Origin of the sequence: Wenzhouxiangella sediminis (assembly GCF_003410055.1) — a bacterium.
Taxonomy (GTDB): Bacteria; Pseudomonadota; Gammaproteobacteria; order Xanthomonadales; family Wenzhouxiangellaceae; genus Wenzhouxiangella; species Wenzhouxiangella sediminis.
Map to the genome: position 1 here is coordinate 25709 of NZ_QUZK01000047.1, position 25071 is coordinate 50779.

General features: G+C 67.8%; 22 protein-coding genes. 10 read left to right on the plus strand and 12 right to left on the minus strand.

Annotated features, from left to right (window positions below):
* Positions 1-31: 31 nt before the first annotated feature.
* From DZC52_RS13090 to DZC52_RS13100, 3 genes are read left to right on the plus strand one after another with little or no spacing between them, the layout of a single operon-like run.
* Complete coding sequence (locus DZC52_RS13090; RefSeq protein WP_116651601.1) at positions 32-1645, plus strand: FAD-binding oxidoreductase; 1614 nt, start codon at positions 32-34, stop codon at positions 1643-1645.
* A complete protein-coding gene (locus DZC52_RS13095; protein ID WP_220338386.1) occupies positions 1642-3279 on the plus strand; it encodes a glycerol-3-phosphate dehydrogenase/oxidase in 1638 nt (545 codons plus the stop codon). The genes DZC52_RS13090 and DZC52_RS13095 overlap by 4 nt, the downstream gene beginning before the upstream one ends.
* Complete coding sequence (locus DZC52_RS13100) at positions 3276-4847, plus strand: FGGY-family carbohydrate kinase (protein WP_116651602.1); 1572 nt, start codon at positions 3276-3278, stop codon at positions 4845-4847. The genes DZC52_RS13095 and DZC52_RS13100 overlap by 4 nt, the downstream gene beginning before the upstream one ends.
* Here DZC52_RS13100 and DZC52_RS13105 read toward each other — a convergent pair.
* Positions 4828-6315 carry a tRNA sulfurtransferase gene (locus DZC52_RS13105; RefSeq protein ID WP_116651603.1) on the minus strand — a complete coding sequence of 496 codons (1488 nt, stop codon included), beginning with the start codon at positions 6313-6315 and terminating at the stop codon, positions 4828-4830. The genes DZC52_RS13100 and DZC52_RS13105 overlap by 20 nt on opposite strands.
* A 173-nt stretch (positions 6316-6488) precedes the next feature.
* On the opposite strand from DZC52_RS13105, the gene DZC52_RS13110 reads away from it, so the two are divergent.
* Positions 6489-6914 carry a DUF2784 domain-containing protein gene (locus DZC52_RS13110; RefSeq protein WP_116651649.1) on the plus strand — a complete coding sequence of 142 codons (426 nt, stop codon included), beginning with the start codon at positions 6489-6491 and terminating at the stop codon, positions 6912-6914.
* A gap of 145 nt (positions 6915-7059) precedes the next feature.
* Here DZC52_RS13110 and DZC52_RS13115 read toward each other — a convergent pair whose 3' ends face one another.
* Together DZC52_RS13115 and DZC52_RS13120 are read right to left on the minus strand one after the other, a co-directional pair.
* Positions 7060-9540 (minus strand): DUF305 domain-containing protein, encoded by a 2481-nt coding sequence (locus DZC52_RS13115; protein ID WP_116651604.1) that lies wholly within the window; start codon positions 9538-9540, stop codon positions 7060-7062.
* A 109-nt stretch (positions 9541-9649) separates the two neighbouring features.
* On the minus strand, positions 9650-10285 hold the full coding sequence (locus tag DZC52_RS13120; protein WP_116651605.1) for an outer membrane beta-barrel protein: 636 nt from the start codon (positions 10283-10285) through the stop codon (positions 9650-9652).
* Between the two features lie 242 nt (positions 10286-10527).
* On the opposite strand from DZC52_RS13120, the gene DZC52_RS13125 reads away from it, so the two are divergent.
* Both DZC52_RS13125 and DZC52_RS13130 read left to right on the plus strand, forming a co-directional pair.
* Positions 10528-10755: an AbrB/MazE/SpoVT family DNA-binding domain-containing protein gene (locus DZC52_RS13125; RefSeq protein WP_116651606.1), complete on the plus strand. Its 228-nt coding sequence runs from the start codon at positions 10528-10530 to the stop codon at positions 10753-10755.
* Positions 10756-10758: 3 nt separating this feature from the next.
* On the plus strand, positions 10759-11178 hold the full coding sequence (locus DZC52_RS13130; protein WP_116651607.1) for a type II toxin-antitoxin system death-on-curing family toxin: 420 nt from the start codon (positions 10759-10761) through the stop codon (positions 11176-11178).
* Between the two features lie 142 nt (positions 11179-11320).
* On the opposite strand, the gene DZC52_RS13135 is transcribed toward DZC52_RS13130, so the two are convergent.
* The 6 genes from DZC52_RS13135 to DZC52_RS13160 form a co-directional block, all read right to left on the minus strand.
* Positions 11321-13402, minus strand: a complete 2082-nt coding sequence (locus DZC52_RS13135; protein ID WP_116651608.1) for a S9 family peptidase — start codon at positions 13400-13402, stop codon at positions 11321-11323.
* Between the two features lie 74 nt (positions 13403-13476).
* The gene (locus tag DZC52_RS13140) at positions 13477-15645 is read right to left on the minus strand and encodes a putative bifunctional diguanylate cyclase/phosphodiesterase (protein WP_147307707.1); all 2169 of its coding nucleotides are present in this window, start codon (positions 15643-15645) and stop codon (positions 13477-13479) included.
* On the minus strand, positions 15642-16559 hold the full coding sequence (locus DZC52_RS13145) for a phosphate/phosphite/phosphonate ABC transporter substrate-binding protein (RefSeq protein ID WP_116651610.1): 918 nt from the start codon (positions 16557-16559) through the stop codon (positions 15642-15644). The genes DZC52_RS13140 and DZC52_RS13145 overlap by 4 nt, the downstream gene beginning before the upstream one ends.
* A 125-nt stretch (positions 16560-16684) precedes the next feature.
* The gene (locus DZC52_RS13150) at positions 16685-17383 is read right to left on the minus strand and encodes an SDR family oxidoreductase (RefSeq protein WP_116651611.1); all 699 of its coding nucleotides are present in this window, start codon (positions 17381-17383) and stop codon (positions 16685-16687) included.
* Positions 17384-17440: 57 nt separating this feature from the next.
* Positions 17441-17938, minus strand: a complete 498-nt coding sequence (locus DZC52_RS13155; RefSeq protein ID WP_116651612.1) for a hypothetical protein — start codon at positions 17936-17938, stop codon at positions 17441-17443.
* A complete protein-coding gene (locus tag DZC52_RS13160) occupies positions 17935-18507 on the minus strand; it encodes an RNA polymerase sigma factor (protein ID WP_116651613.1) in 573 nt (190 codons plus the stop codon). Before DZC52_RS13160 ends, DZC52_RS13155 begins: the two co-directional genes overlap by 4 nt.
* Positions 18508-19074: 567 nt before the next feature.
* Here DZC52_RS13160 and DZC52_RS13165 point away from each other — a divergent pair.
* From DZC52_RS13165 to DZC52_RS13180, 4 genes are all read left to right on the plus strand, one after another.
* Positions 19075-21237 carry a S46 family peptidase gene (locus DZC52_RS13165; RefSeq protein ID WP_116651614.1) on the plus strand — a complete coding sequence of 721 codons (2163 nt, stop codon included), beginning with the start codon at positions 19075-19077 and terminating at the stop codon, positions 21235-21237.
* A 195-nt stretch (positions 21238-21432) separates the two neighbouring features.
* Entirely contained in the window at positions 21433-21954 is a 522-nt protein-coding gene (locus DZC52_RS13170; protein WP_245960828.1) for a helix-turn-helix domain-containing protein, read from the plus strand.
* Positions 21955-21956: 2 nt separating this feature from the next.
* Positions 21957-22523 carry a PIN domain-containing protein gene (locus DZC52_RS13175; protein WP_181918952.1) on the plus strand — a complete coding sequence of 189 codons (567 nt, stop codon included), beginning with the start codon at positions 21957-21959 and terminating at the stop codon, positions 22521-22523.
* A gap of 19 nt (positions 22524-22542) precedes the next feature.
* On the plus strand, positions 22543-22929 hold the full coding sequence (locus tag DZC52_RS13180) for a nucleotide pyrophosphohydrolase (RefSeq protein WP_116651616.1): 387 nt from the start codon (positions 22543-22545) through the stop codon (positions 22927-22929).
* A gap of 84 nt (positions 22930-23013) precedes the next feature.
* Here DZC52_RS13180 and DZC52_RS13185 read toward each other — a convergent pair whose 3' ends face one another.
* From DZC52_RS13185 to DZC52_RS13195, 3 genes are read right to left on the minus strand one after another with little or no spacing between them, the layout of a single operon-like run.
* Positions 23014-23940 carry an alpha/beta hydrolase gene (locus tag DZC52_RS13185; RefSeq protein WP_116651651.1) on the minus strand — a complete coding sequence of 309 codons (927 nt, stop codon included), beginning with the start codon at positions 23938-23940 and terminating at the stop codon, positions 23014-23016.
* Between the two features lie 27 nt (positions 23941-23967).
* Entirely contained in the window at positions 23968-24372 is a 405-nt protein-coding gene (locus DZC52_RS13190; RefSeq protein WP_116651617.1) for a hypothetical protein, read from the minus strand.
* Positions 24356-25060 (minus strand): nucleotidyltransferase domain-containing protein, encoded by a 705-nt coding sequence (locus DZC52_RS13195; protein WP_245960829.1) that lies wholly within the window; start codon positions 25058-25060, stop codon positions 24356-24358. The genes DZC52_RS13190 and DZC52_RS13195 overlap by 17 nt, the downstream gene beginning before the upstream one ends.
* Positions 25061-25071 lie beyond the last annotated feature (11 nt).

The following is a 25071-nucleotide window of genomic DNA, read 5'->3' on the forward strand; positions in this document are numbered from 1 at the left end:
CGTAAAACCCTGCGAACCCGGGGAGAAAACCATGCGCCGCTGGAACGGCTGGGGTGACGAGTCTGCGGCGATGGCCCTGCCGGGCTCGGCGGCTGCCCTGCTGGCCGAGCTGCTCGGTCCGTCGGCGCCCCTGCCCGATGCCGGGCTGGCCGAGGTGATCGCGCGCGTTCCGGAATCACGCCTGGGCGGTGGCGACCACCACTTGCTGGAGACCGATCCGGAGCTCCGCGTTCGTCACGCGCGCGGCCAGAGCCTGCCCGACTGGCTGGCCATGCGCTCGGGCGAGTTCGGCGTCTTCCCCGACGCGGTCGCCCGGCCCGAGAGTGGCGAGCAGGTGCGCGAGTTGCTGCGCCTGGCGGCCGAGCGCGACTTCATCGTGATTCCCTACGGCGGCGGCACCTCGGTGGCCGGGCATATCACGCCCGCGGCGGGCGCTCGCCCGGTCGTCACCCTGGCCCTGACGAAGATGAACCGCCTGCTCGATCTCGACGAGACCAGCGGCATCGCCACCTTCGGTGCCGGCGCCCGCGGGCCGGAGGTCGAGGCACAGCTGCGCGCCCGCGGCTACACCCTGGGACATTTCCCGCAGTCCTGGGAGCTGTCGACGCTCGGCGGCTGGGTGGCCAGCCGGTCCAGCGGACAGCAGTCGCTGCGCTACGGGCGCATCGAGCAGCTCTTTGCCGGCGGACGGGTGGAGACACCGGCCGGGCCGCTCGACCTGCCGACCTTTCCGGCCTCGGCCGCAGGGCCCGACCTGCGCGAGTTGGTGCTCGGCTCGGAAGGGCGGCTGGGCGTGATCACCGAAGTGCGCGTGCGGGTCAGCCCGCTGCCCGAGGACGAGCGCTTCGAGACCCTGTTCCTGCCCGACTGGCAACGCGCCTTCGGCTGCGCCCGCGAACTCGCCCGGCAACGCATCGGCCTGTCGATGTTGCGCGTGGCCAACCCGGCCGAGACCTTCACCGGCCTGCGCCTGGCCGTGGACGAGAGCCAGCTCGGCTGGTTCGAGCGCCTACTGCGCCTGCGCGGCGTCGGCGAGGGCAAGTGCATGCTCACTCTCGGCTACACCGGTTCGACGGTGGCGGTCGCCGAAACCCGCCGGCAGGCCCGACGCATCCTGAAACGGCACGGCGCTGTCGGCCTGATGGCGGGCAAGCTGGGCGCGAAGTGGGCGCACGGCCGCTTCCGCTATCCCTACCTGCGCGAGGCCCTGTGGCAACTCGGCTACGCGGTCGACACCTTCGAGACGGCGCTGGACTGGTCGCGGGTCGACGGCTACATCCATGATGTCGAAGCCCGCGTGGCCGCGGCGCTCGCCGACCACGGCGAGCGCGTTCACGTGTTCACGCATCTCTCTCACGTCTACCGGCAGGGCTCGAGCGCCTACACCAGCTATCTCTATCGCGTCGGTGACGACTACGACACGACGCTGGCGCGCTGGCGCACCGTCAAGGCCGTCGCCAGCCAGGCCATCGTCGACTGGGGCGGCACGATCAGCCACCAGCACGGCGTGGGCCGCGACCATGCGCCCTACCTGGCCGCCGAGAAGGGCGAGCTGGGCCTGGATGCGCTGGCCTCCCTGTTTCACCGCTTCGACCCGGACGGGCGCATGAATCCCGGCGTGTTGCTGCCGGAGGATCGCTCGTGAAGCACCTCGACGGCTGGCAGCCCGGGCAGCGCGCGGCGGGGCTCGATCGCCTGGCCGGTGACGGGGAACCCTGGGACCTGGTCGTCGTCGGCGGCGGCATCACCGGCGCCGGGGTGCTGCGCGAAGCCGCCCGCCGCGGCTGGCGCGTGCTGCTGGTCGAGCAGCGCGACTTCGCCTGGGGCACCTCCAGCCGCTCGGCGCGGATGATCCACGGCGGCCTGCGCTATCTCACCCAGGGCGACCTGCGCCTGACTCGCGAAGCGGTGGCCGAGCGCGAGCGATTGTTGCGCGAGGCGCCCGGCCTGGTCGACGAGCTGCCCTTCCTGTATCCGGTTCGCAAGGGTGAATTCCCGGGCCGCCGCGTCTTTTCCTCGCTGCTGTGGTTCTACGATCGCTTCGCCGGCCGCTCCCGGCATCGATTCCACTCGGCCGAAGAGACCGCCTGGCTTCTGCCCGGTCTCGATGAAGCGGGTCTGCAAGGCGCGGTCGGCTACGTCGACGCGGTCACCGACGATGCTCGCCTGGTCATGCGCCTGCTGGCCGCGGCGCGCCGCGACGGCGGGGAAGCGTTCAACTACCTGCGCGCCGAAGGCCTGCAGCGCGGTGAGGACGGCGTCGAAGGCGTCGAGCTGGTCGACGAAGTCGACGGCCGCCGGCTGACGCTCGAGGCCCGCTGTGTGGTCAACGCCACCGGCGCCTGGGCGGACCGCCTGCGCGATTCGGTCGGCGGCGCGCCGCGCCTGCGTCCGCTCAAGGGCTCGCACCTGGTGGTGCCGGCCTGGCGATTGCCGGTCTTCCAGGCCCTGGCCTGTCGCCATCCACGCGACGGGCGCTTCGTCTACCTGTATCCCTGGGCCGGCCGCACCGTCGTCGGCACCACCGATTTCGACTACGAAGGCGATCTCGACGAGGAGCCCGGCATCTCCCGCGCCGAGGTCGCCTACCTGCTCGAAGCCGTGCACGCGCAGTTCCCGGCCGCCGGCATCGACGAAGGCGACATCGTCTCCACCTGGTCGGGCATCCGCCCGATCGTGGCGAAAGCCGGAGACGACCCGGCGCGCATCGCGCCCTCGAAGGCCAGCCGCGACCATGTCGTCTTCGTCGAGGACGGCCTGGTGACTGTCACCGGCGGCAAGCTCACCACCTTCCGGCTGATGGCCAACGACGTGCTGCGGCGCGCCGCGCGGCGCGTCGGCCGGGCGTTCGCGGCCGATCACGAAACCCCCGTCTTCTCGCCCGCCCCCGCCCATCTGCCGGGCCTGCGCTTCGACAACGAATTGCCGCGCCGCCTCGGCGGGACCTACGGCACGGCCGCGGTGCGGCTGCTGGCCGAAGCCGGCGCGGAAGAACGCGAGCCCGTGCCGGGCACCGACACGCTCTGGGCCGAGTTGGCCTGGTCGGCGCGGCGCGAGGCGGTGGTGCACCTCGACGACCTGCTGCTGCGCCGCAGCCGCGTGGGCCTGCTGCTCGACGACGGCGGCGCGTCCCTGGCCGAGCGCGTCGAGGCCCTGTGTCGACGCGACCTTGGCTGGGACGCGTTACGGTGGGAAGAAGAATGGCAACGCTACCGCGCGATCCACGCGGCACGCTACGCCGTGCCGCATCGGGATCGTCCGGGGGAGAAGCAACGATGAGCGCAAGCGACAACACCGAACCGCTGATCCTGGCCATCGACAACGGCACGCAGAGCATCCGCGCCCTGCTGTTCGACGCCCGCGGCGAACTCGTCGGGCGCCACAAGATCGAGATCGAGCCCTGGTTTTCCGACGCGCCGGGCTGGGCCGAACAGGAGCCCGAACTGTTCTGGGCCGAGATCGGCCGGGCTTCTCGCGCGCTCTGGGACGAAGGCCACGACCCGTCCCGCGTGGCCGCGGTGGCGGTGACCACCCAGCGCGGAACGCAGATCTGCCTGGACGCCGACGGCCGCCCGCTGCGCCCGGCGATTCTCTGGACCGACCGTCGCCGCGTCGACATCGACGAGCTGCCGAAGATGCCGCTGCACTGGCGATTGCTGATCGGGCTGACCGCCCGCGGCAAGGCCCTGGCGAACATGCGCGAGAACGCCGAGTGCAACTGGCTGGCGGTCAACGAGCCCGAGACCTGGCGCAAGACCGCCGCTTTCGTCGGGCTGTCGGGTTTCCTCAACCACCGGCTGACCGGGCGGCTGGCCGATTCGGTCGGCAGCCAGGTCGGCTACATTCCCTTCGACTATCGTGGTCGTCGCTGGGCCGGACCGAAGAGCTGGCGCTGGCCGGCCCTGTCGATCCGGCGCGAACAGCTGCCCGAACTGGTCCAGCCGGGCGAACAGCTCGGCGAGCTGACTGCATCGGCCGCCGAGCACCTGGGCCTGGGCGCCGGCGTGCCGGTCATGGCCGCCGGTGCCGACAAGGCCTGCGACCTGGTCGGCGCTGGCGTCACCGACCGCCACGCCGCCTGCATCAGCTTCGGCACCCGCTCGACGGTGAGCGTCCACAGCGCGCGCTATTTCGAGGCCAAACCGCCGATGCCCGCCTTCCCGGCCGCCCGCCACGGCTACTTCATGGTCGAGTCGGCCGTGCCGCGCGGGTTCTGGATGGTGAGCTGGTTCAAGGAGCAGTTCGGGCTCGCCGAGCGCCAGCGCGCCGAGGCCGCCGGCGTCACCGCCGAATCCCTGCTCGACGAGCTGGTGGCCGACGTGCCGCCGGGCTCGCTCGGCCTGATGCTGCAGCCCTACTGGGGCAACGACATCGACTCCGGGCCGGAGGCCAAGGGCTCGATCATCGGTTTCGGCGACGTGCACACCCGCGCCCATCTCTACCGCGCCCTGCTCGAGGGCGTGGCCTACGAGCTGCGTCACGGCGCCGAGCGCATCGAGCGTCGCTCGAGCCGGCGATTGCAGGTGCTGCGCGCCTGCGGCGGCGGGGCGCGTTCGGACACGGTGATGCAGATCACCGCCGACATCTTCGACTGCCCGGTCGAGCGCCCGCATACCGTCGAGACCTCCGGCCTGGGCGCGGCGGTGCTGGCCGCCTACGGCCTGGGCTGGTACCCGAGCGTGCGTGTGGCCATCAACGAGATGACGCGCGTCGGCCACCGCATCGAGCCGGACGCAGACAACCACGCCGTCTACGAAAAACTCTATCGCCGGGTCTACCAGCGCCTGTACAAGCGCCTGGCGCCGCTCTACCGCGACATCCGCGAGATCACGGGCTACCCGGACTAGCCCCACTTGGGGCCAACTTCTGCATTCCGCGGATGCCGCCGCGGAAGCTCCAGGCCCGGAAACCCTCCCGCTGCATCGCTTCGGCCAGCCAGGCGCTCTTGAGCCCGAATTCGCAGACCAGCAGGTACTCGCGGTCCTTCGGCAGCGAACCGGCGAAACGGCAGGCGCGATCGAAATCGAGCTGGACGGAATCCGGCCAGGCCCAGCGCCCGTGCGCCTGCTCGTCGCGCAGGTCGATGACCGCCACGCCGTCGGGAACGTGATCCAGCGAGGCCTCGTCGCGGCGCGGGGTCGCGAATTGCTCGCGCTGGATCACTTCGGCCTCGTCGACCAGGCGGTCGATCAGGTCCGAGTCGATGCGTTCCTCGAGCCGGTCCAGGGCCGCGGCGCGCGCGCCGGTGACCGGCCGGCCGCCGTCGAGGGCGCAGAACTCCGCGTTGCCCGAGCTGGCCTCGAAGGTGCCGATCTCGCGGGCGCGTTCGAGAATGGCTTCCTTGTTGAGCCCCACCAGCGGGCGCAGGATGGGCAGCTCGGTGCGAGCACCGATTGCGCCCAGGTTGGCCAGGGTCTGGGACGACACCTGCCCCAGCGCCTCGCCGGTGACCAGGGCCCCGGCCTTGCTGCGGCGGGCCAGGCGGTCGGCGGCGCGCAGCATCAGGCGCTTGATCATCACCTGCCAGTAGTCGCCGCGGGTGTTGGCGCGAAGTTCGGCCACCACGGGCCGGAAGTCGACCACGAACAGCCGCGCCCGCGATCCCGCCAGCCAGCGCCGCTCCAGTTCGGTGAGCACGCGCTGCACGCCGGCAACCTGCTCCGGGCCGGCCAGGTCGAACAGCACGAAGTCCATGTCCAGGCCCCTCAGCAGGAGCTGCCAGGCCGCGACCGCCGAGTCGAATCCGCCCGAGATCAGGGTCAGTGCACGGCCCTCGGTGCCCAGCGGCAGCCCGCCGGGGCCGGGCAAGGGGTTGCCGAACAGCACCGCGTCGTCGCGCCGGATTTCCACGTGCACGGCGACTTCCGGGTCGTCGAGGTCGACGCGGCCGCCGGCTTCGACCAGCGCCGCGCCGAGGCGCCGCGCGACCCCGGCGCTGAGTTCGCGAGCGAGGCCGTTGCCGACCCGTCTGGGCCGCACGGCGAAGCGCCGGTTCTTCACCTCGCCGGCGAACAGCGCGGTGCCGGCCTCGACGATGTCGTCGAGCGATTCCCATTCCAGCGCGTGCGCCGCGCGCACGGACTGCACGCCGAATACCCGGGCGAGCACCGGCGCCGTCGAGGCCGGCACGCCGTGAATGTCGATGCGGTCGCGGCTGTCGGCAATGCGCGATTCGAAGCCCTCGCGCTCGAGCGCGGCCTTGAGGTTGCTGCGCAGCCGGCGCTGGAAGCGCCGCCGCGTGTGCGAGGACTTGGTCGAGATCTCGCCGGACAGGGTCAGCGACAACAGCGGCTGCAGTTCGGGCCGGGTGGACATGATCGGGGTGGAAAGTGAATCTGACTTATCAGGTGGGGCGGCGTGAACGAAACGTCAAGGTGACCCGCAACGCGGGTCATCCCGGAAACGACGAAGTCGTTATCCGGGACCTTCCATCCGCAGGCACCTTCAGAGAGCAGGCCCCGGATCAAGTTCGCGGCTACCATGCCCCCATGACCCGCGAGTTTTTCCAGAGTCTTCCCTTTCCGGGCTTGCTGGCCGACGCGATCCTGGTTGTCCACGCCCTGTTCGTGCTCTTCGTGGTCGGCGGACAGGTGCTGGTGATGATCGGCTGGGCGCGGGGCTGGGACTGGGTGCGCAACCCCTGGTTCCGCTTCACGCACCTGGCGCTGATCGCCTTCATCGTCATCCAGACCTGGCTGGGCGAGCTCTGCCCGCTGACCGTCTGGGAGGGCTGGCTGCGCGAGGCCGCCGGCCAGGCGGCCTACGGCCAGAGCTTCATCCAGTACTGGCTGGGCAACCTGCTGTTCCTGGACCTGCCCTGGTGGGTGTTCCAGGTCGTCTACACCGCCTTCGGCGTGGTGGTCGTGGTCAGCTGGGTGCACTTTCCCCCGCGGCGGCGCGATCGGCGCCGCTAGAGGCGAGGCCCCGGATCAAGTCCGGGGCGACGGGAGGGGGTTCCGGGCGACGGAAGGGGGGTCCGAGACGAAGCGGGTGGCGGTCAGGGACTTCCATAACCCGTCGTCCCGGCCCCCGAGCCGGGACCTTCCAGGATTCTGCCGCCTAAAGCGATGCCGCGATCCCGCGCAGGGTGTCGGCCAGGGCTTCCAGGCGCTTGCGGGTCGCGCCCTCGGCGCGCGCGGCCTGTCCCGAGACGACACCGACGGCGGCATCGAGATCCTCGAGCAGTTCGGCGCCCGCCCCGCCGGATTCGCTGCGAGCGAGCACCTCGTCGAGCATCGCGCGCTGCTCGACGGTCAGCGTGTCGCTGCGCTCGAGCTGGTCGAGGTAGGCGCGCGCCACCACCGGCGAGTCGGGCCAGCTCAGGCGGGTCTGCGTCTGCGGGTTGAACAACTCGCCGTCGATGGCGGCCTTCGCCGCGGCGATCTCGTTTTCGCTGAGGTGCTCGCTGGGCAGCAGCTCGAACACGTCGATGCCGCGGGCGATCTCGGTGCCGTAGATGCGTCCGTCGTACCAGTAGGTCGACCAGTAGCCGCCCATCGTCAGTTCATCGCCGTTGACCGGGCCGCGGTCGAAGAACGCGATCTCGAAGGGATCGGACGAGTCGGTGAAATCGACCACCGACAACCCGCCCTGGTACCAGGCCTGGGCGAAGATGTCGCGGCCCGGTACGGGAATGATCGAGCCATTGTGGGCGACGCAGTTCTCTTCGGCGCTCTGCGGGGCGGGCATGTTGAAGTAGCCGCCGGCGACGAGCTCGCCGTCGACGATGTCGTAGATGGCGTCGGCACCCCAGTCGAGCGGGTCGGATGCCCGGCAGCGCGGCCGGCTGCCGCCGCCCCACTCGTCGGTGAACAGCACCTTGGTGCCGTCGTTGTTGAAGGTGGCCGAGTGCCAGTAGGCGAAGCCGGGGTCGACCACTTCGTCGATGCGCTTCGGCGCCATCGGATCGGAGATGTCGAAGATGATGCCGTTGCCCGAGCAGGCGCCGGCGGCCAGCTGCTTCTCCGGGTACACGGTGATGTCGTGGCAGTGGTCGGTCTGGTTGGTTTCCTGGGTGTCGTCGCCATGATCGCCGCCGGCCCACAGGCCGGCCAGTTCGCCCGTCTCCGTGTCGGCGAAGACCGCCGGGCTGTCGACGATGCGCGCATCGGCTGGACGGTCGACCGGGATCTCGACGATGTCGATGCGGAACAGCGCGGTGCGCTCGTCGCCGTAGCGGCGGGTGTCGACGCAGCCTGCCATTTCCTCTTCCTCGCGCACCGGGGCGGTGCCGGAGTTGTAGACGATCAGCGAGCTGCCCGGCGAACCGTCGCCCGAGACGATGGTGTGGGTATGCGAGCCGCGGCAGGTCTGCACCGCGCCGACCTGCACCGGGCGGGTCAGGTCGGAGATGTCGAAGATGCGCAGGCCGCGGAAGCGTTCCTCGCTGACCTTGCCGGCCACGCCCATCAGGCCGCAGTCGACGCGGGCGCGCATGTCCTGCACCGACATGATCAGCAGGTCGCCGGCGATCGAGACGTCGCCCTGGCCGCCGGGGCAAACGACCGAACTCATGAGCCGTGGTGCGCCCTCGCCGCTGATGTCGTAGACGTTGAAGCCGTGGTAGTTGCCGGCCACCATCACCTCGTCGGTGAATGCCATATCCGTGTTCGAGAAGCTCAGCAGCGACGGACGCGGCTTGCCGTCGTTCGGGCGGATGGCGTCGCCTTCGCTTTCATCGCCGGCTTCGGCGGCCTCGTCCTCTTTTTCTTCTTCCTGGTCTTCGTCGTCCGCCTCGTCTTCGTCGTCACGCGGGATCGGCCGGCCCGCCGGGTGTTCGGGGTCGAAGAAACCGTCGGGCTTGGGCAGGGCGGCGACCCGTTCCAGATTGGAGATTGCCTCGCCGGCATCGCGGAAGCCGGCGGCCAGGCCCACGCGCGGATCCGGCGAGAAACCGGCCAGCATGGCGGTCATGCGCTCGATTTCCGATTCCTGGTCGTTGACGATATCGGTGGCGAACTCGTAGAGCACCGGGTCCTGGGCCGAGCCGCGGGTTTCGAGCAGTTCGTCGACCATGGTGATGGCGCCCTGGTGGTGCTCGATCATCAGCTGCAGGTAGAGGCGGTCGAAGTCCGGCCCGCTGGCCGCTTCCAGCTCGGCCATCTCCTCCGGGCTGGCCATGCCGGCCATGTCGTGGTGCGTGTGCATGGCGTGGTGCGCGGACGGATCGGGCACGTCCTCGCCGCGTTCGCGCAGCCAGTCCTGCATGAAGGCGATCTCGTCGGTCTGCGAAGCGGTGATTCGTTCGGCCAGCTCCGTCATTTCGTTGCGACCGGTGCGTTCGGCCACCAGTTCGGACATCACCAGGGCCTGGTGATGATGCGGAATCATGTCCGCCATGAAGGTCACGTCGGCTTGCGAGTAGCCGATGCCGGCCAGGTCGGTGGCCTCCTCGGCGCTGATTGTGCGGCTGGCCTCGCCGGGCTTGCCGGGCTGGATGATCGGCGCCTGTGCCATGGCGGCCGGCATCAGGCCCACTGCGGCCACAAGGGCGAATACAAGGGCGCAAAGGCGCTGGTCAGGCTTCGAAACTGCGGGCATCGAGTGCTTCCTGGAACGGGACGAGCCGCAGAATCTAGCAGATTCATGGCGACGGGGTGTCGGCGGGCTCGACACGCACTCGCTGCCGCGCCGCGGCCTGCGGGCTGGATCAGAACATCAGGCGCAGGCCCGCCCGGGCGATGTTGGTGTCGAATTCATCGGTTTCGAGCTGCAGCGTCGCCGCGAACAGGCTGGAGAAGTGGTACGAGCCTTCCACGCTGAGCAGGTAGTCGCCGCTTCTGAAGCGCTCCTTGTCCCGATAGCTCAACATGGCGCGGCCTTCGAATCTGCCCCACAAGCGTGAGCGCACGCCAACGGACGCGCGGTAGTCCTGTTCATCGCGAAAACGCGCGCTTCGATCGTCGACACCCAGCTCGATGTTGAGATCCGTGCGTCGGCCGATCGGCAGGCGATAGCCCAGGTTGACGTTGACGAACTCGAGGCGGGTTGAGTTGACACGGCGGCGGACAAACTCCGAATCGGGATCGTCGGGGGTGGTCGGCACGAGAGCGAAAAGGTCGCGGCTGTATCGTTGCGCCCTGCCATCGACGTAGAACGAGTCGCCCAGTTGTACCGAGAAACCGGCCCAGTAGCCTTCGCGGTCCCAGTTGTCGAAGCTCTCGAAATCGTGAAAGCCGGCCCCGCCCTCGATATAGCTATAGGTGGGCGACTGGGCAAAGGCCAGTGCCGAAGCGGCCAGCAGCAAGAAGGTCAAGGCGCCTCGACCCAGGATGGAGGTGTTCATGTGTTTCTCCCGCTTGTTTGATCAGGGCGAACGCAAGCCGCCCGCGAAGGGCAGATCGACGAACAACATGGAAACGGCGGAGAGAAACTCCCCCTTCAGCGTCCCCGGGCGCCAACCCGCTGAGGCATAGATTACCGCACTCGGGGCGTCGTCCGGGGATCAAATGTCGGGCCGGCGTGCGCCCATTGCGCGCCGTAATACAATTGTTATACTGGGTTGCCGATCAACCCGGAGCCCCGACCATGACCCGCAAGCTCAAAGTTTCCGCCATCGGCAATTCCACCGGTGTGATCCTGCCCAAGGACGTGCTCGAGCGCCTGCGGGTGGGCCGCGGCGACGAATTGATGGTGCGCGAAACGCCCGACGGCATCGTGCTCAGCCCCTACGATCCCGAACTGGCCCGCCAGATGGATGCGGCCGAGAAGATCATGCGAAAGCGGCGCAACCTGCTCAAGAAACTCGCGGAGTAGGCGATGACTGATCCGATCTGGCTCTCAAGCGATCTGATCGAAGCGGTCCATGAACGTCAGCTCATCGAGCATGGCGGCGGAACCGGTGTCCGGGATCGCGGGATGCTGGAGTCCGCGCTTGCGCGTCCGCAGCAGTTGTACGCCTACGGTGAGGATGTCGATGTCGTTGCACTTGCAGCGAGCTACGCATTTGGCCTGAGCAGAAACCATCCTTTCGTCGACGGCAACAAGCGAACCGCCGCGGTCGCCTGCGAATTGTTCCTGGAACTCAACGGTCACCAGCTACTGGCGGAAGACAGCGAGCTGTATCCGGTGTTCATGGCGCTGGCGGCCGGTGAGATGGAAGAGGAAGGGCTCCTCGAATGGCTCCGTCACCACGCCCGCCCGAACCAGGTCAGCGAAGCGCCGGGCCGCTATGCCTGAACCACCGTCCCGGCCCCCGAGCCGGGACCTCCCCGGAGCGCCCGCAGCGCCGAGAACGAGCGGGCTGCCCTGAAAGCTCCCGGATCGCCGCACCGCGGCGTCCGGGAAGACGCTCATCTTGTCGAACGAACGAACGAACCAGTCATTCGTCCTTCAGGTACTCCGCCAGCCACTCGTGCACTTCGTTCCAGAAGTGCCGGGCCTCCTTGCCCTTCATGATCCAGTGGTTGGCGTCGTGGAAGACCAGCAGGCGCGAGGGCACCTGCATGCGCTGCAGGTAGGTCCAGGCGGCGAGCGTCTGGTTGAGCGGCACGCGGTAGTCCTGCTCGCCGATGGTCAGCATGGTCGGCGTGGAGAACTCGGGCGCGTAGGTCGAGGGGCTCTGTTCGTCCCAGACCTCGCTGTCGCCCCAGGGCGGGCCGTCGTTCATGCGCTCGCGGTGGTAGATCACGTCGCTGGTGGCCCACTGGCCTTCCAGATCCACCAGGCCGGCGTGGCCGACCAGCGCGTCGAAGCGATTCGTCGTGGCCAGCAGCCAGTTGACCAGGTGGCCGCCGTAGCTTGCGCCCGTGGCGGCCTGGCGTTCGGGGTCGATGAAGTCGAAGCGCTCGGTGGCGATGTCGGCGGCTTCCACCAGCTCTTCTCCCGGCGTGGCCAGCGGGTCGCCCTCGATGTTGCGCGAGAACTCCGCGCCGTAGCCGACCGAACCGGTGTAGTCGGTCAGCAGCACCACGTAGCCCTCGCTGGCCAGCAGGTGCGGGCTCCAGCGCACGTGGTCGGCGTCCAGCGAGGAGCTGAACGGACCGCCGTGGATGAACAGCACCAGCGGATACTGCTTGCTCTCGTCGAAGTCCGGCGGCAGCGCCAGCCAGTTGTGGATGCGCCGGCCCTTCGAGGAGGTGAACCAGAATTCGCGGAAGGCCGGGCGGTCCAGTCCTTCGAGCCGTTCGGCGTTGAAATCGGTCAGCGCGGCGTGGCGGCCGGTCTCGGCATTCACGCGCACGACTTCCACCGGCACCGCCGAGCTTTCCCAGTTGGCGACGATGAAGTTCCCGGCAGCCTGGACGCCCCCGTAGACGCCCCGGCTTTCGGCATCGAGCACGGTGATTTCGCTGCCGTCGGCGGCCATGGCGAACAGGCGCACCCGCCCCTGGTCGGCCGCGTCGAAGTATATCGTCTCGCCGTCGGCGGCGATGTCGAAGCCGCCCACCGAGCGGTCGAAGCCGGCGGTGAGTACGTCCAGTTCGCCGTCGATGCCCGAGCCGTTCCATTCGCCGCGCGCGATCTCGTTGTGGTTGTAGACCCAGTCGTTGATCGGCTCGTAGTGGCAGTAGAGATAGTCACCGGCCGGGGAGAACTGCGCCCCGCCGCAGTTGAAGTCGCTGCCGTCGGTGATGCGATGCGGCTCGCCGCCTTCCAGCGGCACGCGGTAGAGATGGCGCTCGACGATCGAGTGCGCGGCCTCGTGCAGGTTCTCGGTGGCGGTGACCACCAGGGCGTCGCCTGACGGCGTCCAGGCGGCGTTCAGGCCGCCCTCGTAGCCGGGGCCGGAGACCAGCTCGGTGCCGAACAGCAGGTCGCGCGGCTCGGCCCCGGCCTCGGGGGCCTGCACGAACAGCCGGGTCTGCTTGTCGTCGCGCCAGTGATCCCAGTCGCGCACGGGGAAATACTCGTAGCGCGAGACGTTGATGCCGTCGTCCTTCTCGGCCTTCTTGCGCTCGGCGTTGGCCTCGTCGCCTTCCAGCCCGGGCCAGACGCGGCTCTCGTAGGCGATCATCGAGCCGTCCGGGCTCCATTTCGGATTGGACGCGCCCGTGGACAGCTCGGTGACCTGCTGCGCCTCGCCGGGGCCGGTCATGTCCATCACGTAGATCTGGGCTTCGGCGTCTTCCTCTTCGCTGCGCTTGGCCGAAAACGCGATCGCGCCGCCGTCGGGCCGCCAGTCCACGCCGGACTCGACCGAGGGCGTGGCGGTGAGCCGGCGCGGCGGTTCGGAGCCGTCGATGGTGACCAGCCACAGGTCGGAGACGTCTTCGTCCTCCTCGTAGGACGGTTCGGTCACCGACACCACGGCTCGCTCGCCGTCGGGGGCGACCACCGGCGCGCCGAGGCGCTTCATCAGCCAGACTTCCTCGTGGATGACGGGGCGAAGCTCGGTCTCCTGCGCGGCTAGGGGTCCGGCCAGCAACAGGGCAAGAGCGCAAACGAAAAGCTGCTTGAACATCGGTTTCTCCGGGATTTTCCTTCGCCCAATGATAAATGCCCGCCGGTTAAGCGCGGCGAGGCGGCGCGCGGGCCTCAGTCGGATGCCGGGTCGAACAGCCCGGGCTCGGGCCGGAAGGCGGCGATCTCGGCGGCCGGCATCGGTCGGGCCAGCAGGAAGCCCTGCACCAGGTCGCAGCCGTTGTCGCGCAGGAGTTCGAGCTGCTCGCGCGATTCCACGCCCTCGGCGATCACCCGCATGCCCACCGAATGCGCCATGGCGATGATGGCCGAGCTCAGCGCCAGGTCGTCCGGGTCGGACAGGATGTCGGCAACGAAGCTGCGGTCGATCTTCACGCCCGAAACGCGCAGCTGGCGCAGGTGGTTCAGGCCCGAGAAGCCGGTACCGAAGTCGTCGAGCCAGACATTGATGTCGCGCTGGCGCAGCGCCAGCAGGGTCTCGGCCGCCAGGTCCCGGTCGTGCAGCAGGCTCGACTCGGTCAGTTCGAGGCTCAGGCAGGCGGCGGGCAGTCCGCTTTCGGCCAGGGATTGCTCCACCAGGTGCACCAGGTCGCGCCGCAGCAACTGCCGGCCGGAAATGTTGACGCCCACGCGCAGGCCCGGGCAGCTTTCCTGCCAGGCCGCGGCGTCGTGACACGCCCGCGCCAGCACGAAGCGCCCCAGTTCGTCGATCAGGGTGCTCGACTCGGCCACGGCGATGAAACGGTCCGGCTCGACCTGGCCGAGCTCGGGGTGGTGCCAGCGCAGCAGGGCCTCGGCGCCGACGACCCGGCCGCTGTCCAGCGCCACGATGGGCTGGTAGTTCAGGTCCACTTCGCCGCGCTCGAGCGATTCGCGCAGCAATTGTTCGAGCCGGAGGTTCTCCTCGGCGGCCGCCCGCAGGTGGTCGCGGTAGAAGAACAGGCCGTTCTTGCCCTCGAGCTTGGCCTGGTACATGGCCAGGTCCCCGCACTTGAGCAGTTGGCGGGCCGAGCGGGCGTCGTCGGGGAAGCTCGACACCCCGATGCTCGCGCTCAGGAAGAGCTGGCGGTCGCCCACCTGGAACGCCTCGCCCAGGCTCGAGAGGATGCTGCGCGCCAGGGTGGTGCAGCGTTCCTTGATGTCACCGCCGGTGAGCAGGGCCACGAACTCGTCGCCGCCCAGGCGGGCGATGACGGGCCGCTCGGCTTCCGAATGGCCGGCGAAGGCCGCCACCCGGTCCTGCAGGCGCCGGGCGAACTCGGTCAGCACGAGATCGCCGGCATCGTGGCCGAGCGTGTCGTTGATGCGCTTGAAGTCGTCGAGGTCGATGAACAACAGGCCCAGGCCGGTCAGTTCGTGATCCTGGTCGCCGACGGCCTGGTCGAGCAGTTCGCGGAACATCAGGCGGTTGGGCAGGCCGGTCAGCGCGTCCTGGTAGGCCAGGCGCCGGATCTCGCGGTCGTGGTCGCGCAGGGACAGCGCCATACGGTTGAACGACTGGACCAGCTTGCCCAGCTCGTCGCCGCGCGGGTTGGGCCCTTCGACCGGCTCGAACTGCCCGTGCTCGATGCGGTCGGCCGCCGCAGCCAGCGCCCGGATGGGCCTCAGCAGGCCGCGGGCGATCAGCCAGGCCGCGCCGGCCGCGCCCAGCACCAGGATGCTGAAGGCGACGAACAGCCAGTGCATCTGCGACTCGAAACGTCCGCGCAGGCGCTGGGTCAGCTCGGCCTGTTCGCGCGTCACCGCCGCGTCCGCCGCACCCCGCGACAGGCCCAGGCGCACGCCGCCCAGCGGCACGCTGCCGAGCATTAGGGTTCGACTGAGATCCAGGCGGTGCTCGCTCCACAGCGCCAGCGGCCGGTCTTCCGGCCGGCCGACGGCGGCGATGACGGTATCGGCCAGCGGATCGTCCATGCGCTCGCCGAAGCGCTCCAGCACCCGCTTTCCGTCGTGGATCAGCCGGCCCTCCAGGTCGAAGACCTGCACGTATTCCACGTCGTCGCGGGCCAGTACCGGCGCCAGCGCCGAGCGCAGCCCCGAGAAATCGTAGAAATACATCAGGTTGGGCAGTTCCTCGGCCAGGTGCTCGAGGGTGACCTCGCCGCGCAGCTGCAGGTCGGACAGCGCATTGTCGAGAATCGCCCGGCTGCTCTGTTCGACCAGCGCCTCGTTGTTGCGCGTGCCGGTCACCCACAGCAGGGCCAGGGCACCGAGCAGGGCCACGGCGGCCAGCAGCACCGAAATGCCCAGCTTGGTGCCCAGCCCCGGGGACGGGCGTTTCACTGCAGCTCCCGGCGCACGCGCTCGACCAGCGGGCCCAACGCCTCGAGCTGGCGCGCGACCTCGGGCGTGAAGGGGGTGAAGCGGTCGGTGCGGAAGAAGCTGTTCAGGGCCGCGTCGGCGTCCGGGTCCGAGCCGGCGGCCAGCAGCAGTTCGAGCAGGCGTTCGCGAATCGGCTCGGCCAGGTCGGTGCGCACCAACTCGAGCGCGCGCGGGTAATCCGGACTGCGACCGATGACATGCAGGTCGGCGCTGTAGTTGGCCACCGGACGGATGAGATAGTCGTAGTCCTGGTTGCTGATCGTGGCCACGTCGACCAGGCGTTGGTGCACCCAGGCCACCGAGTTGGCCTCTTCGCCGGTGAAGGCATAGCCCACGCGGTCGGAGGGCGCGGCATCCAGCGGCGAGAGCAACCCGGCCAGCGACAGGCCGCGCTCGAGCAGCACGCCGGCCGGCACCAGGTAGGCGCTGGTGGAATTGGGATGCTGGAAGGCGATGGTATGGCCCGGCAGGTCGTCGAGCGAGTCGATGCCGCTGTCGCGCCGGGCCACGAACACCGAGTAATAACGCTGCTCGCCACCGCGCCAGCTCAGCGCCAGCGGCTCGGCGCCGCCGCGCTCCATCAGGCCCATCGCCGCGCCCGCCGTTTCGGTGACCCAGTCGACCTGGCCCTGGCGAAGGTAGCTGGCCATGGCCGCCGTGTCGGGCGCCATCAGCACCCGCCCCTCGCTAATGCCCAGGTCGCCCATGTTCGCGACCACGTAGTCGAGCAGCGGCTTGAGCCGGTCGTAATGGGCGGCCGGGTTGTCGCTGACGCGCCCGAGCACCAGCACGTCGCCCTGCGCGCGCACCATTCCTGAGCCGGACAACAGCACGACGATCAGGAAGGCGCGGGCGAGCAGACCGGCAATCGACATTTTCCAGGGACCCCTTGGGCATCGGAACGGGCCCCGCGGGCGCGGCGCGCCGGGCGGGAAACGTCCCCTTCCCGGCGATTATAGCTTCACGGTCCGGCCAATTCGACGCCCCGGAAAAGCCCCTTCTAGCGGTCCTGCGGCGGTGTGGGCAGCACCATCAGTTCGTGCACGTCCACGTGCGGCGGCTGGCTCAGCGCGAACATCACCGTGCGGGCGACGTCCGCGGCCTCGAGTGCGTCGGGCACCGGCTTGTCGAAGAACGGCGTGTCGACCATGCCCGGCTCGATCAGGGTCACGCGCACGCCCGTGCCTTCCAGCTCGGCGCGCAGGCCGTAGCCGATGGCCGAAACGGCCCACTTGGTCGCCGAGTACATCGAACCGGCCAGGGTGCGCCGGCCGGCCACCGAGCCGGTCAGCAGCACGTGGCCCTTGCGCTTTTTCACCTCGTCGAGCGAGGCGCGCAGCGTGTAGGCCGCGCCCAGGATGTTGACGTCAACCATCTCCTTCCAGTCGTCGACCGAGCCGCCGGCGAAACCGGCGGGCCGCCCGCCGACCCCGGCATTGGCGAAGACCGCGTCGATGCGGCCGTAGTGATCGATCACCGCCTGCACCATGCGCTTCTGATCCTCGAAATCGGTGACGTCGCAGGCCACGGAGAAAGCGCGATCGCTGCCCAGCTCGTCGACCAGGGCCTCGAGCTTGTCCTTCGAACGCGCGGCCAGGGCCAGGCGGTAGCCTTCCTTCGCGGCCTGCCGCGCGGTTTCGGCGCCGATGCCGCTGGAGGCGCCGGTGATCAGCAGGACTCTGTCGTGTTGTTCGCTCATGGTGGTTCCGTGGTTATGAATTGCGTGCACCCTAGCACCCGCATCGGAAAATCCGGCTCAACGAAACCGACCAGCCGCCCGCTCGAGCTCATCCCGCCTCGACAGCAGAGCGCGACGCTGCCGATGCGCGCGCAGCAGCAGGGCGACGGCGATGGCCAGCATCACCAGCCCCAAGCCGCCGGCCAGCCAGGCGGCGTTCGATTCGGTCATCACGGCCGCCGTCAGCGTGGCCGCGGCGAACAGCCCGCTGAAGGTGGTGGCCAGCGTGCCCGCGACCACGCGGTGGGCATGCATCAGCGGCCGGCGGAACAGGGCCCAGGCCGAATAGCCCACCCAGCAGGCCGCGATGGCGACCAGCACGCCGAAGGCGGTCTGGGTGCGAAGCAGCAGGGCCGGCTCGGTGATCAGCAGCGCTGCCACCAGCACACCCATGCCGGCGGCGAAGACCATCAGCAGCACGTGGGCGTAGCGCCCGGTGGGCGACAGGCTTCGCTCGGTCAGTTCCATGAGCTGGCGGTGGAGGTCGTTGGGGCGATAGTCGGTTGACGTGCTCATGGCGAATCTCCAGTGCCCCGCGGGGCGTCGTTGGTTTCGAGAACGGCCCGTAGCCGGGTGCGGGCGCGGTGCAGGCGCGACTTGACAGTGCCGAGTGGCACGGCCGTTATTTCGGCCATTTCGGCCAGGCTCAGTTGTTCCAGGTAGAACAGCACCACGGCTTCGCGCTCGGGCGGGGCCAGTGCCGCCAGCCCGTGCTCGATCTGGTCGCGGCGCAGGTGTTCGGCCTGCAGGTCGGCGTCGTCGACCAGTACCTCGATGGGCGCGTGCGCCGGCTCGGCGTAGCGCAGCCGCAGCCGGTCGATCAGCACGCGGTGGGCGATGCCGAACAGCCAGGAGCGCAACCGGGCGGGATCGCGCAGGCCCGGCATTCCCCGAAGAATGCGCAACCAGGTGTCCTGCACCAGGTCATCGGCCTCCGATTCGCTGTTGGCCACGCGCCGCACGTAGCCGCGCAGGCGATCGGCATAGCGCTCGATCAACTCGTCGAAGGCCGAGCGCTCGCCGAGCTGGCAGCGGATGGCCAGCAGTTCGTCACGTCGTGCCTGTTCGTTCCGGTTGTCGTTCAAGGGCTTTTTCCCGGGTGTCCTGACCAAGGTAGTCGCAAGAGCACCCAAAAGGTTCGCGCAGCCGAAAAACCGATGCCGAGCCCCACCCCACGGCAAAAGCCTGAACCAGATTCCAGGCCCGCACCCCGATCCCGGATTCTTTCCGGAACCCCGAACCGACGCACAGCGTCGTCCCGGAACCCGATCCGGGACCTCCCCGCCGAAGACGCCGACCGATGGAAGGCCCCGGCTCAAGGCCGGGGCGACGATGTGGTTATCTTTTCCTGAACACTGAACACTGAACACTGAACACTGAACCCTGAAACCTGAAACCCAACCCAACGCGGCGCAGCCGCCCCGCACCACCCAAACGCCCCACCTGCCTCCGGAACCCCGAACCGACGCACAGCGTCGTCCCGGACCCCGATCCGGGACCTCCCCACCGAAGACGCCGACCGATGGAAGGCCCCGGCTCAAGGCCGGGGCGACGATGCAGTTGTCTTTTCCTGAAACCTGAACACTGAACCCTGCAACCTGTCTTCCTTTAACATTGCCCGTTTCGAAAGCCCCAAGCACCGGAGCAACTCCATGAAACACACACCAATCGCCCTGGCCGCCGCCCTGATCCTGGCCGGCAGCGCCGCGGCCAAGGAAGGCATGTGGACCCCCGACCAGCTGTCGCTGATCGCCGAGGACCTCAAGGAGACCGGCCTGGAACTCGACCCCGATAGCCTCGACGAGCTCACCGACTTTCCCATGGGCGCGGTCATTTCCCTGGGCGGCTGCACGGCCAGCTTCGTCTCGCCCCAGGGCCTGGTGGTGACCAATCACCACTGCGCCCGCGGCTCCATCCAGTACAACGCCACCGCCGAGCAGAACTACCTCGAAGAAGGCTTCCTGGCCGAGGACATGGCCGCCGAGCTGCCGGCCGCGCCGGGCACGCGCGTTTACGTCACGGTCGGCGTCGAAGACGTCACCGACCGCGTGCGCCAGGGCATCAATGCCGACATGTCCGGCAACAATGTGCACGACACCATCGAGTCGCGCCGCAAGGAAATCGTGGCCGAATGCGAAGCCCAGGCCGGCCACCGCTGCCAGGTCTCGAGCTTCTTCGGCGGGGCGCAGTACAAGCTGATCGACCGCCTGGAAATCCAGGACGTGCGCCTGGTCTACGGCCCGGCCGACAGCATCGGCAAGTACGGCGGTGACGTCGACAACTGGATGTGGCCGCGCCACACCGGCGACTTCGCCTTCTACCGAGCCTACGTCGGCCCCGACGGCCAGCCGGCCGAGCACTCCGAAGACAACGTGCCCTACCAACCCGAGCACTACCTGAAGGTCTCGGCCGCCGGCCTGGACGAAGGTGATTTCGTGATGGCCGCCGGCTACCCCGGCTCGACCCAGCGCTACGCGCGCCTGCCCGAGGTGAAACACACCTTCGAGTGGCGCTACCCCACCTACATCGACACCCTCAACGGCTGGATCGACACCATCGAGGAAGCCGCACCAGTTGGATCGGACGCGCGCATCAAGTATGAGAGCCTGCTCGCCGGCCTGAACAACTACGTCAAGAACCTGGGCGGCCAGATCGAGGGCGCGCGCCGCGTCGGCCTGGTCGAGCGTCGCCGCGCGCGCGAAGAAGCGCTCAACGCCTGGATCGAATCCGAAGCGCCCGACCGGGGCTACGCTGAAACCCTCGAGCAGCTCGACGAACTCAGCGCCGAGATGGCGCAGGCCTCGAAAGAGAACCGCCTGTACAACGACGCCACCAGATCGAGCCTGCTGTCGGCCGCCGAGGATCTCTACCGCCTGAGCAAGGAACGCCAGAAGCCCGACGCCGAGCGCGAGCCCGGCTACATGGAACGCGACATGGCCTTCTTCGAGCAGCGCATGCAGCGCCTGGAGCGCCGCTACGATCCGGCCGTCGACCGGGCCGTATGGCTGTTCTTCCTCGAGCAGTACGTCGAGGCCGACGACAGCGTGCGCGTCGAAGCCCTGGACGAGGCCCTGAACCTGCCCGAGACCTGGGACGAACAGCAGGTGGCCGACACCCTCGACCGCTTCTACGCAGAGACCGGGCTCGACAGCGTCGAGCGCCGCCTGGAGCTGATGGAAGCCGACCCGGAAGCCTTCGAGAACAGCGACGACCCCTTCATCCAACTGGCCGTCGCTCTCTATGACACCGAACGCGAACTCGAGCGCGAAGGCGAGGCGCGCGCCGGCCGCATGCAGGTGCTGCGCCCGGACTACATGGACGCCATCATCGCCTGGCAGAGGGACCAGGGCTACGCCGCCTACCCCGACGCCAACTCCACGCTGCGCATCACCTACGGCACCGTGATGGGCGGCTCGCCCAAGGACGGCCTGATCTATGCGCCCTTCACCACCCTGGAAGGCATCCTGGAAAAGAACACCGGCGAGGCCCCCTTCAACGCCCCCGAGCACCAGCTCGAGCTGATCCGCGAAAGCATCCACGGCCGCTGGGAAAAGGAAAGCCTGGACTCGGTGCCGGTCAACTTCCTCTCCGACCTGGACGTCACCGGCGGCAACTCCGGCTCGGCCACCATGAACGCCCGCGGCGAACTGGTCGGCCTGCTGTTCGACGGCACCATCGAGAGCGTCAACTCCGACTGGGACTTCGACCCCCGCACCACCCGCTCCATCCACGTCGACAGCCGCTACATGCTGTGGGTGATGGACAAGGTCGACGGCGCCGACCACCTGATCGAGGAAATGGAGCTGGTCGAGTAAGGCTGACCATCCTTCCAACCCATGCGGGCGGGCCTCCCGCCCGCGTGGCCGATCAGGTCCAGTCTCCAACGGCCAATTCGGCGATTGATTTCCCGAGGGCCGACGAAGCATCCGCAGGATGCGTTGAGGCCGAAGGCCGTAGCCCATCTGTCCCTTCCAGGCCTCGCTGAATCGGCGATGACGCCGCAATAGCCCTTGCTGATTTCGGATATTTCGAATAAATTGGCGGTCAGAGAGGGTGAGAACCATCTGGGGAAGGATGAAATGAGCAACGCTGAGTACACCGATGATCTTCCGAGTCCGGAAGCGGTCAGCCTGGCACGAGAAAGCGCGGCGGCCCTGAGTCGTCTGCTGCGCGAACGCCCGGAAAGCGATCGCGCGCGGGTGCAGCTGGACGGGGAAGAGCTGATTCTGCCTCGCAGCGCGCTCTCTCTTCTGCGGAATCTACTGTCTGAAATGGCGCAAGGCCACGCCGTAACCACCATTCCCGTGCATGCTGAACTAACCACACAGCAAGCAGCCGATATGCTGAATGTGTCCCGACCCTTCCTGGTGAAGCTCCTGGAGGCGGATGAGATTCCGCACACCAGGGTGGGGACACACCGGCGAGTGCGGTTGAAAGACCTGCTTGAATACAAGAAGCAGCGTGACCGGAAAGCTGACGCTGCTCTCCAGGAACTCGCCGATCAAGCCCAGGATCTGGACATGGGATACTGAGAATGCGTTTTGTCGTCGTCTACGACGCATGCGTTCTCTACCCCGCTCCTTTGCGCGACTTCCTGATCCGGTTGGCTGGAACGGGGCTCTTTGCCGCCCGATGGACCCGGCACATTCACGACGAATGGACACGAAACCTCCTGGCCGATCGCCCCGACCTCACCGAGGAACAGCTTCAGCGCACCCGCGAACTCATGGATGCTGCGGTGCCGGACTGCCTCGTTGAGAACTATCAGCGCCTTGTCCCGGCGCTGGAGTTGCCAGATCCCGATGACCGGCATGTACTTGCTGCCGCCATCGTTGCCCACGCTCAAATCATAGTCACCTTCAATCTGAAAGACTTTCCGGGCCATGCACTCGATCCATTCGGCGTCGAAGCCATGCACCCCGATCGATTTGTGGAGTGCCAGATGGACTTGAGTGAAGCGTCGGTCGTTCAGGCCGCAAAGGCCCAGCGCAATAGCCTTAGAAATCCCGCGAAGGACGCCAGCGAATTTCTTGACACACTAGCGGCACAGGGATTGCCGGCTACGGCCGACCGACTGCGAGATTTCGAAGAATTGATCTGATGCCCAAAGTAATTGGAGAATGACCCCTTCCGCACGGCGAAGCTCAACCACCGAATGGCCCGAACTGGCCGAATTCAAACAACAATTCCGCCAGTTCACCGCCGAGCGCGACTGGGCCCAATTCCACTCGCCTAAGAACTTGGCAATGGCGCTGGCGGGTGAAGCCGGCGAACTGCTCGAACTCTTCCAGTGGCTCACCCAGGAAGAAAGCGGCAACCTGCCCGACGACGCCAAACAGGCCGTCGCCCACGAAATCGCCGACATCCAGATCTACCTGGCCGCCATCTCCGATCGCTTAGGCATCGACATCGGCCCGGCGGTGGCCGAGAAGATGAAGCTCAACGCCGAGAAGTATCCGGCAGATCTGGCGCGGGGAAGTGCGCTGAAATACAGCAAGCTGAAATAACCCAACAACGACCAACCCCCCGTAGGAGCGGTCTCCGGACCGCGATCTCCCAGCCCAGAATCCGTCGTGATCTGGAGATCGCTCCTACTGTCCCCCGTTCCCATCAACCGAACGCCCCGCCATGTCATGCAAAAACCCAATGGCGCTCCGCATCGCTCCACCGCGAAACAGAAACGACGTAACGTGCCCACGCAGGCGCATCCGGTAGAGCTCAGCGTGCACTCCGTGTTCGAGCAGCGCCTCGTACAGCACCCGGGCATGCTCGAATGGCACCGTCTGATCCAGCGTGCCGTGGAAAAGGAAAAACGGCGGCGCATCGTCATGCACATGCGTAATCGGCGAGGCCGCCCGATAGGCGGCCGGCGCCTCGTCCTGCCTCGCCCCCATCAGCTGCCGCAACAGCTTCCCGCCGGAAAACAGGATGAAATCCGACGGAATACCCCCGACCACCACCGCAAAATAGCCGTCGTCGTCCGGCCCGTACTCGGCATTCAGCGGCGAGTCCGTGCCGGCCACCAGCCCGGCCAGCGCCACCAGGTGCGCCCCGGACGAAAACCCAAGCCCCGCAATCCGGTCGGGATCGATCCGCAGCCGCGAGGCTTCCTCGCGCATCCACCGATGCGCGATCTGAACGTCATGGAGCTGGGCTGGAAAGCGATACTCGGGCGCAAAGCGATAGTCGATATTGACCGCCACGAAACCGCTGTCGGCCAGCCGGCGCGAGATGTCGGCCATGTCGCCCCGACTGCGCCGCTCCCAGCCACCACCGTGCACCACCAACACAGCCGGCCAGGCCGCCGGACTGCCTTCGGGACTATTGCCGTCCGGAATATAGACATCGGCATACAGCGCTTGCGGCCAGTCCGGCGGTGAAGAGCGCTGATCGGCCAGCACCACATGGCCGTTGTCCGGAAACGAGATGTCCCGCCCGGGGTCGTTGAGATGACGCGCGCAGCCGCCGACCACCAGGCAGGGCAGCAGCACGATCGTGAAAGCAATCGAGTTGGTCATGCGCGACATCATGGCCCCGCCCTGGATCTAGATCGCATCGTCTGCCACCTTCTCGGTGGCTTCGATCAGATCCGAAACCAGGCGGTCGGTGATCTGAAGGTCGCCTTCGTACTCGCCCCGGTTGCGGACATCGTGACACTTGGCGAGCACGCGCCACACCTCAGGGCCCAGGCCGAGTGTTTGAGGCAGCACCTGGAACACGATGTAGCGATGCCTGGGGCGGTATCCCTTGGCGCGGAGTGCCGCCAGGCAAAGCGCATGGGCCGCGTTGTAGGCTAGGTCGAACCGGCCCTCCAGAGATAAACGCCTGAGCCGGCAATCGGCCAGCCGTGTCAGGCCGGAGTGCCTCAGACCTTCGCATTCCGCCTTGTCCGGCGGTTCGGCCGCAAGCGGTTGCCCGGGCCCGGTCAAACGCTCAAGCTTGGAACTCATTCGGGTTTCCCAGGATCCAGAGTTTCGGTTGCTCGAGTATTCGCGTGATGAAGGCGTTCGTCTCCTGTCGGCGCTGATTCAATTCGGCATGGGTATAGACGGTCGGGTTAACCATTCTTCCCAGTTGCACCGTGGCCTCTTCGAGCGCCTCGTAGAGCTGGGCATACGACAAGTCTTCGCTGACGACCAATAAATCGATGTCGCTGTCAGCCGTATCGCTTCCCTTGGCCACTGATCCGTATACGAAGGCGAGGGAGACCCTGTTGGAGAGCGGCGCCAGCGCTGCACGCAGCACGTCGCCCAGTCCGACCGTTTTCAGAACCAGCCCGCGCAGCTCCTCGAAAACGGGACACTCGGGGTTCGCCTGGTAGTGCTTCTGCCGCCCGATCTTCTCGACGGTGACAATACCTGCCTCCGCCAGCCGCCGGAGCTCGCGGAACACGGCACCCGTGCCCGACTCGGCCATGCCGACAAGCTCGTTGGAATAGAAGCTGCGCCCCGGATTGCCGAACAGGATGCCGAGCACGCGCTGCTGAACGCGATTGAACAGGGCATCGGCAATACCGCTGCCCGAGACTGCATACTCAGCTTCACCCGAATCCTTGATAACACCCATATTGGGAATGATCGCACCCAATACGGGATTTTTCAAACCCCGGGTGACGGCGCAATCAAGGGACTGGGCCAAGGAGGCTCGGC

Excerpts from the sequence above, each read along its gene's own strand:
- DZC52_RS13090 (WP_116651601.1), top strand. The coding sequence starts at position 32 with ATGCGCCGCTGGAACGGCTGGGGTGACGAGTCTGCGGCGATGGCCCTG.
- DZC52_RS13100 (WP_116651602.1), top strand. The coding sequence starts at position 3,276 with ATGAGCGCAAGCGACAACACCGAACCGCTGATCCTGGCCATCGACAAC.
- DZC52_RS13105 (WP_116651603.1), bottom strand. The coding sequence starts at position 6,315 with ATGTCCACCCGGCCCGAACTGCAGCCGCTGTTGTCGCTGACCCTGTCC.
- DZC52_RS13110 (WP_116651649.1), top strand. The coding sequence starts at position 6,489 with ATGACCCGCGAGTTTTTCCAGAGTCTTCCCTTTCCGGGCTTGCTGGCC.
- DZC52_RS13115 (WP_116651604.1), bottom strand. The coding sequence starts at position 9,540 with ATGCCCGCAGTTTCGAAGCCTGACCAGCGCCTTTGCGCCCTTGTATTC.
- DZC52_RS13120 (WP_116651605.1), bottom strand. The coding sequence starts at position 10,285 with ATGAACACCTCCATCCTGGGTCGAGGCGCCTTGACCTTCTTGCTGCTG.
- DZC52_RS13125 (WP_116651606.1), top strand. The coding sequence starts at position 10,528 with ATGACCCGCAAGCTCAAAGTTTCCGCCATCGGCAATTCCACCGGTGTG.
- DZC52_RS13130 (WP_116651607.1), top strand. The coding sequence starts at position 10,759 with ATGACTGATCCGATCTGGCTCTCAAGCGATCTGATCGAAGCGGTCCAT.
- DZC52_RS13135 (WP_116651608.1), bottom strand. The coding sequence starts at position 13,402 with ATGTTCAAGCAGCTTTTCGTTTGCGCTCTTGCCCTGTTGCTGGCCGGA.
- DZC52_RS13145 (WP_116651610.1), bottom strand. The coding sequence starts at position 16,559 with ATGTCGATTGCCGGTCTGCTCGCCCGCGCCTTCCTGATCGTCGTGCTG.
- DZC52_RS13150 (WP_116651611.1), bottom strand. The coding sequence starts at position 17,383 with ATGAGCGAACAACACGACAGAGTCCTGCTGATCACCGGCGCCTCCAGC.
- DZC52_RS13155 (WP_116651612.1), bottom strand. The coding sequence starts at position 17,938 with ATGAGCACGTCAACCGACTATCGCCCCAACGACCTCCACCGCCAGCTC.
- DZC52_RS13165 (WP_116651614.1), top strand. The coding sequence starts at position 19,075 with ATGAAACACACACCAATCGCCCTGGCCGCCGCCCTGATCCTGGCCGGC.
- DZC52_RS13175 (WP_181918952.1), top strand. The coding sequence starts at position 21,957 with ATGCGTTTTGTCGTCGTCTACGACGCATGCGTTCTCTACCCCGCTCCT.
- DZC52_RS13180 (WP_116651616.1), top strand. The coding sequence starts at position 22,543 with ATGACCCCTTCCGCACGGCGAAGCTCAACCACCGAATGGCCCGAACTG.
- DZC52_RS13185 (WP_116651651.1), bottom strand. The coding sequence starts at position 23,940 with ATGACCAACTCGATTGCTTTCACGATCGTGCTGCTGCCCTGCCTGGTG.
- DZC52_RS13190 (WP_116651617.1), bottom strand. The coding sequence starts at position 24,372 with ATGAGTTCCAAGCTTGAGCGTTTGACCGGGCCCGGGCAACCGCTTGCG.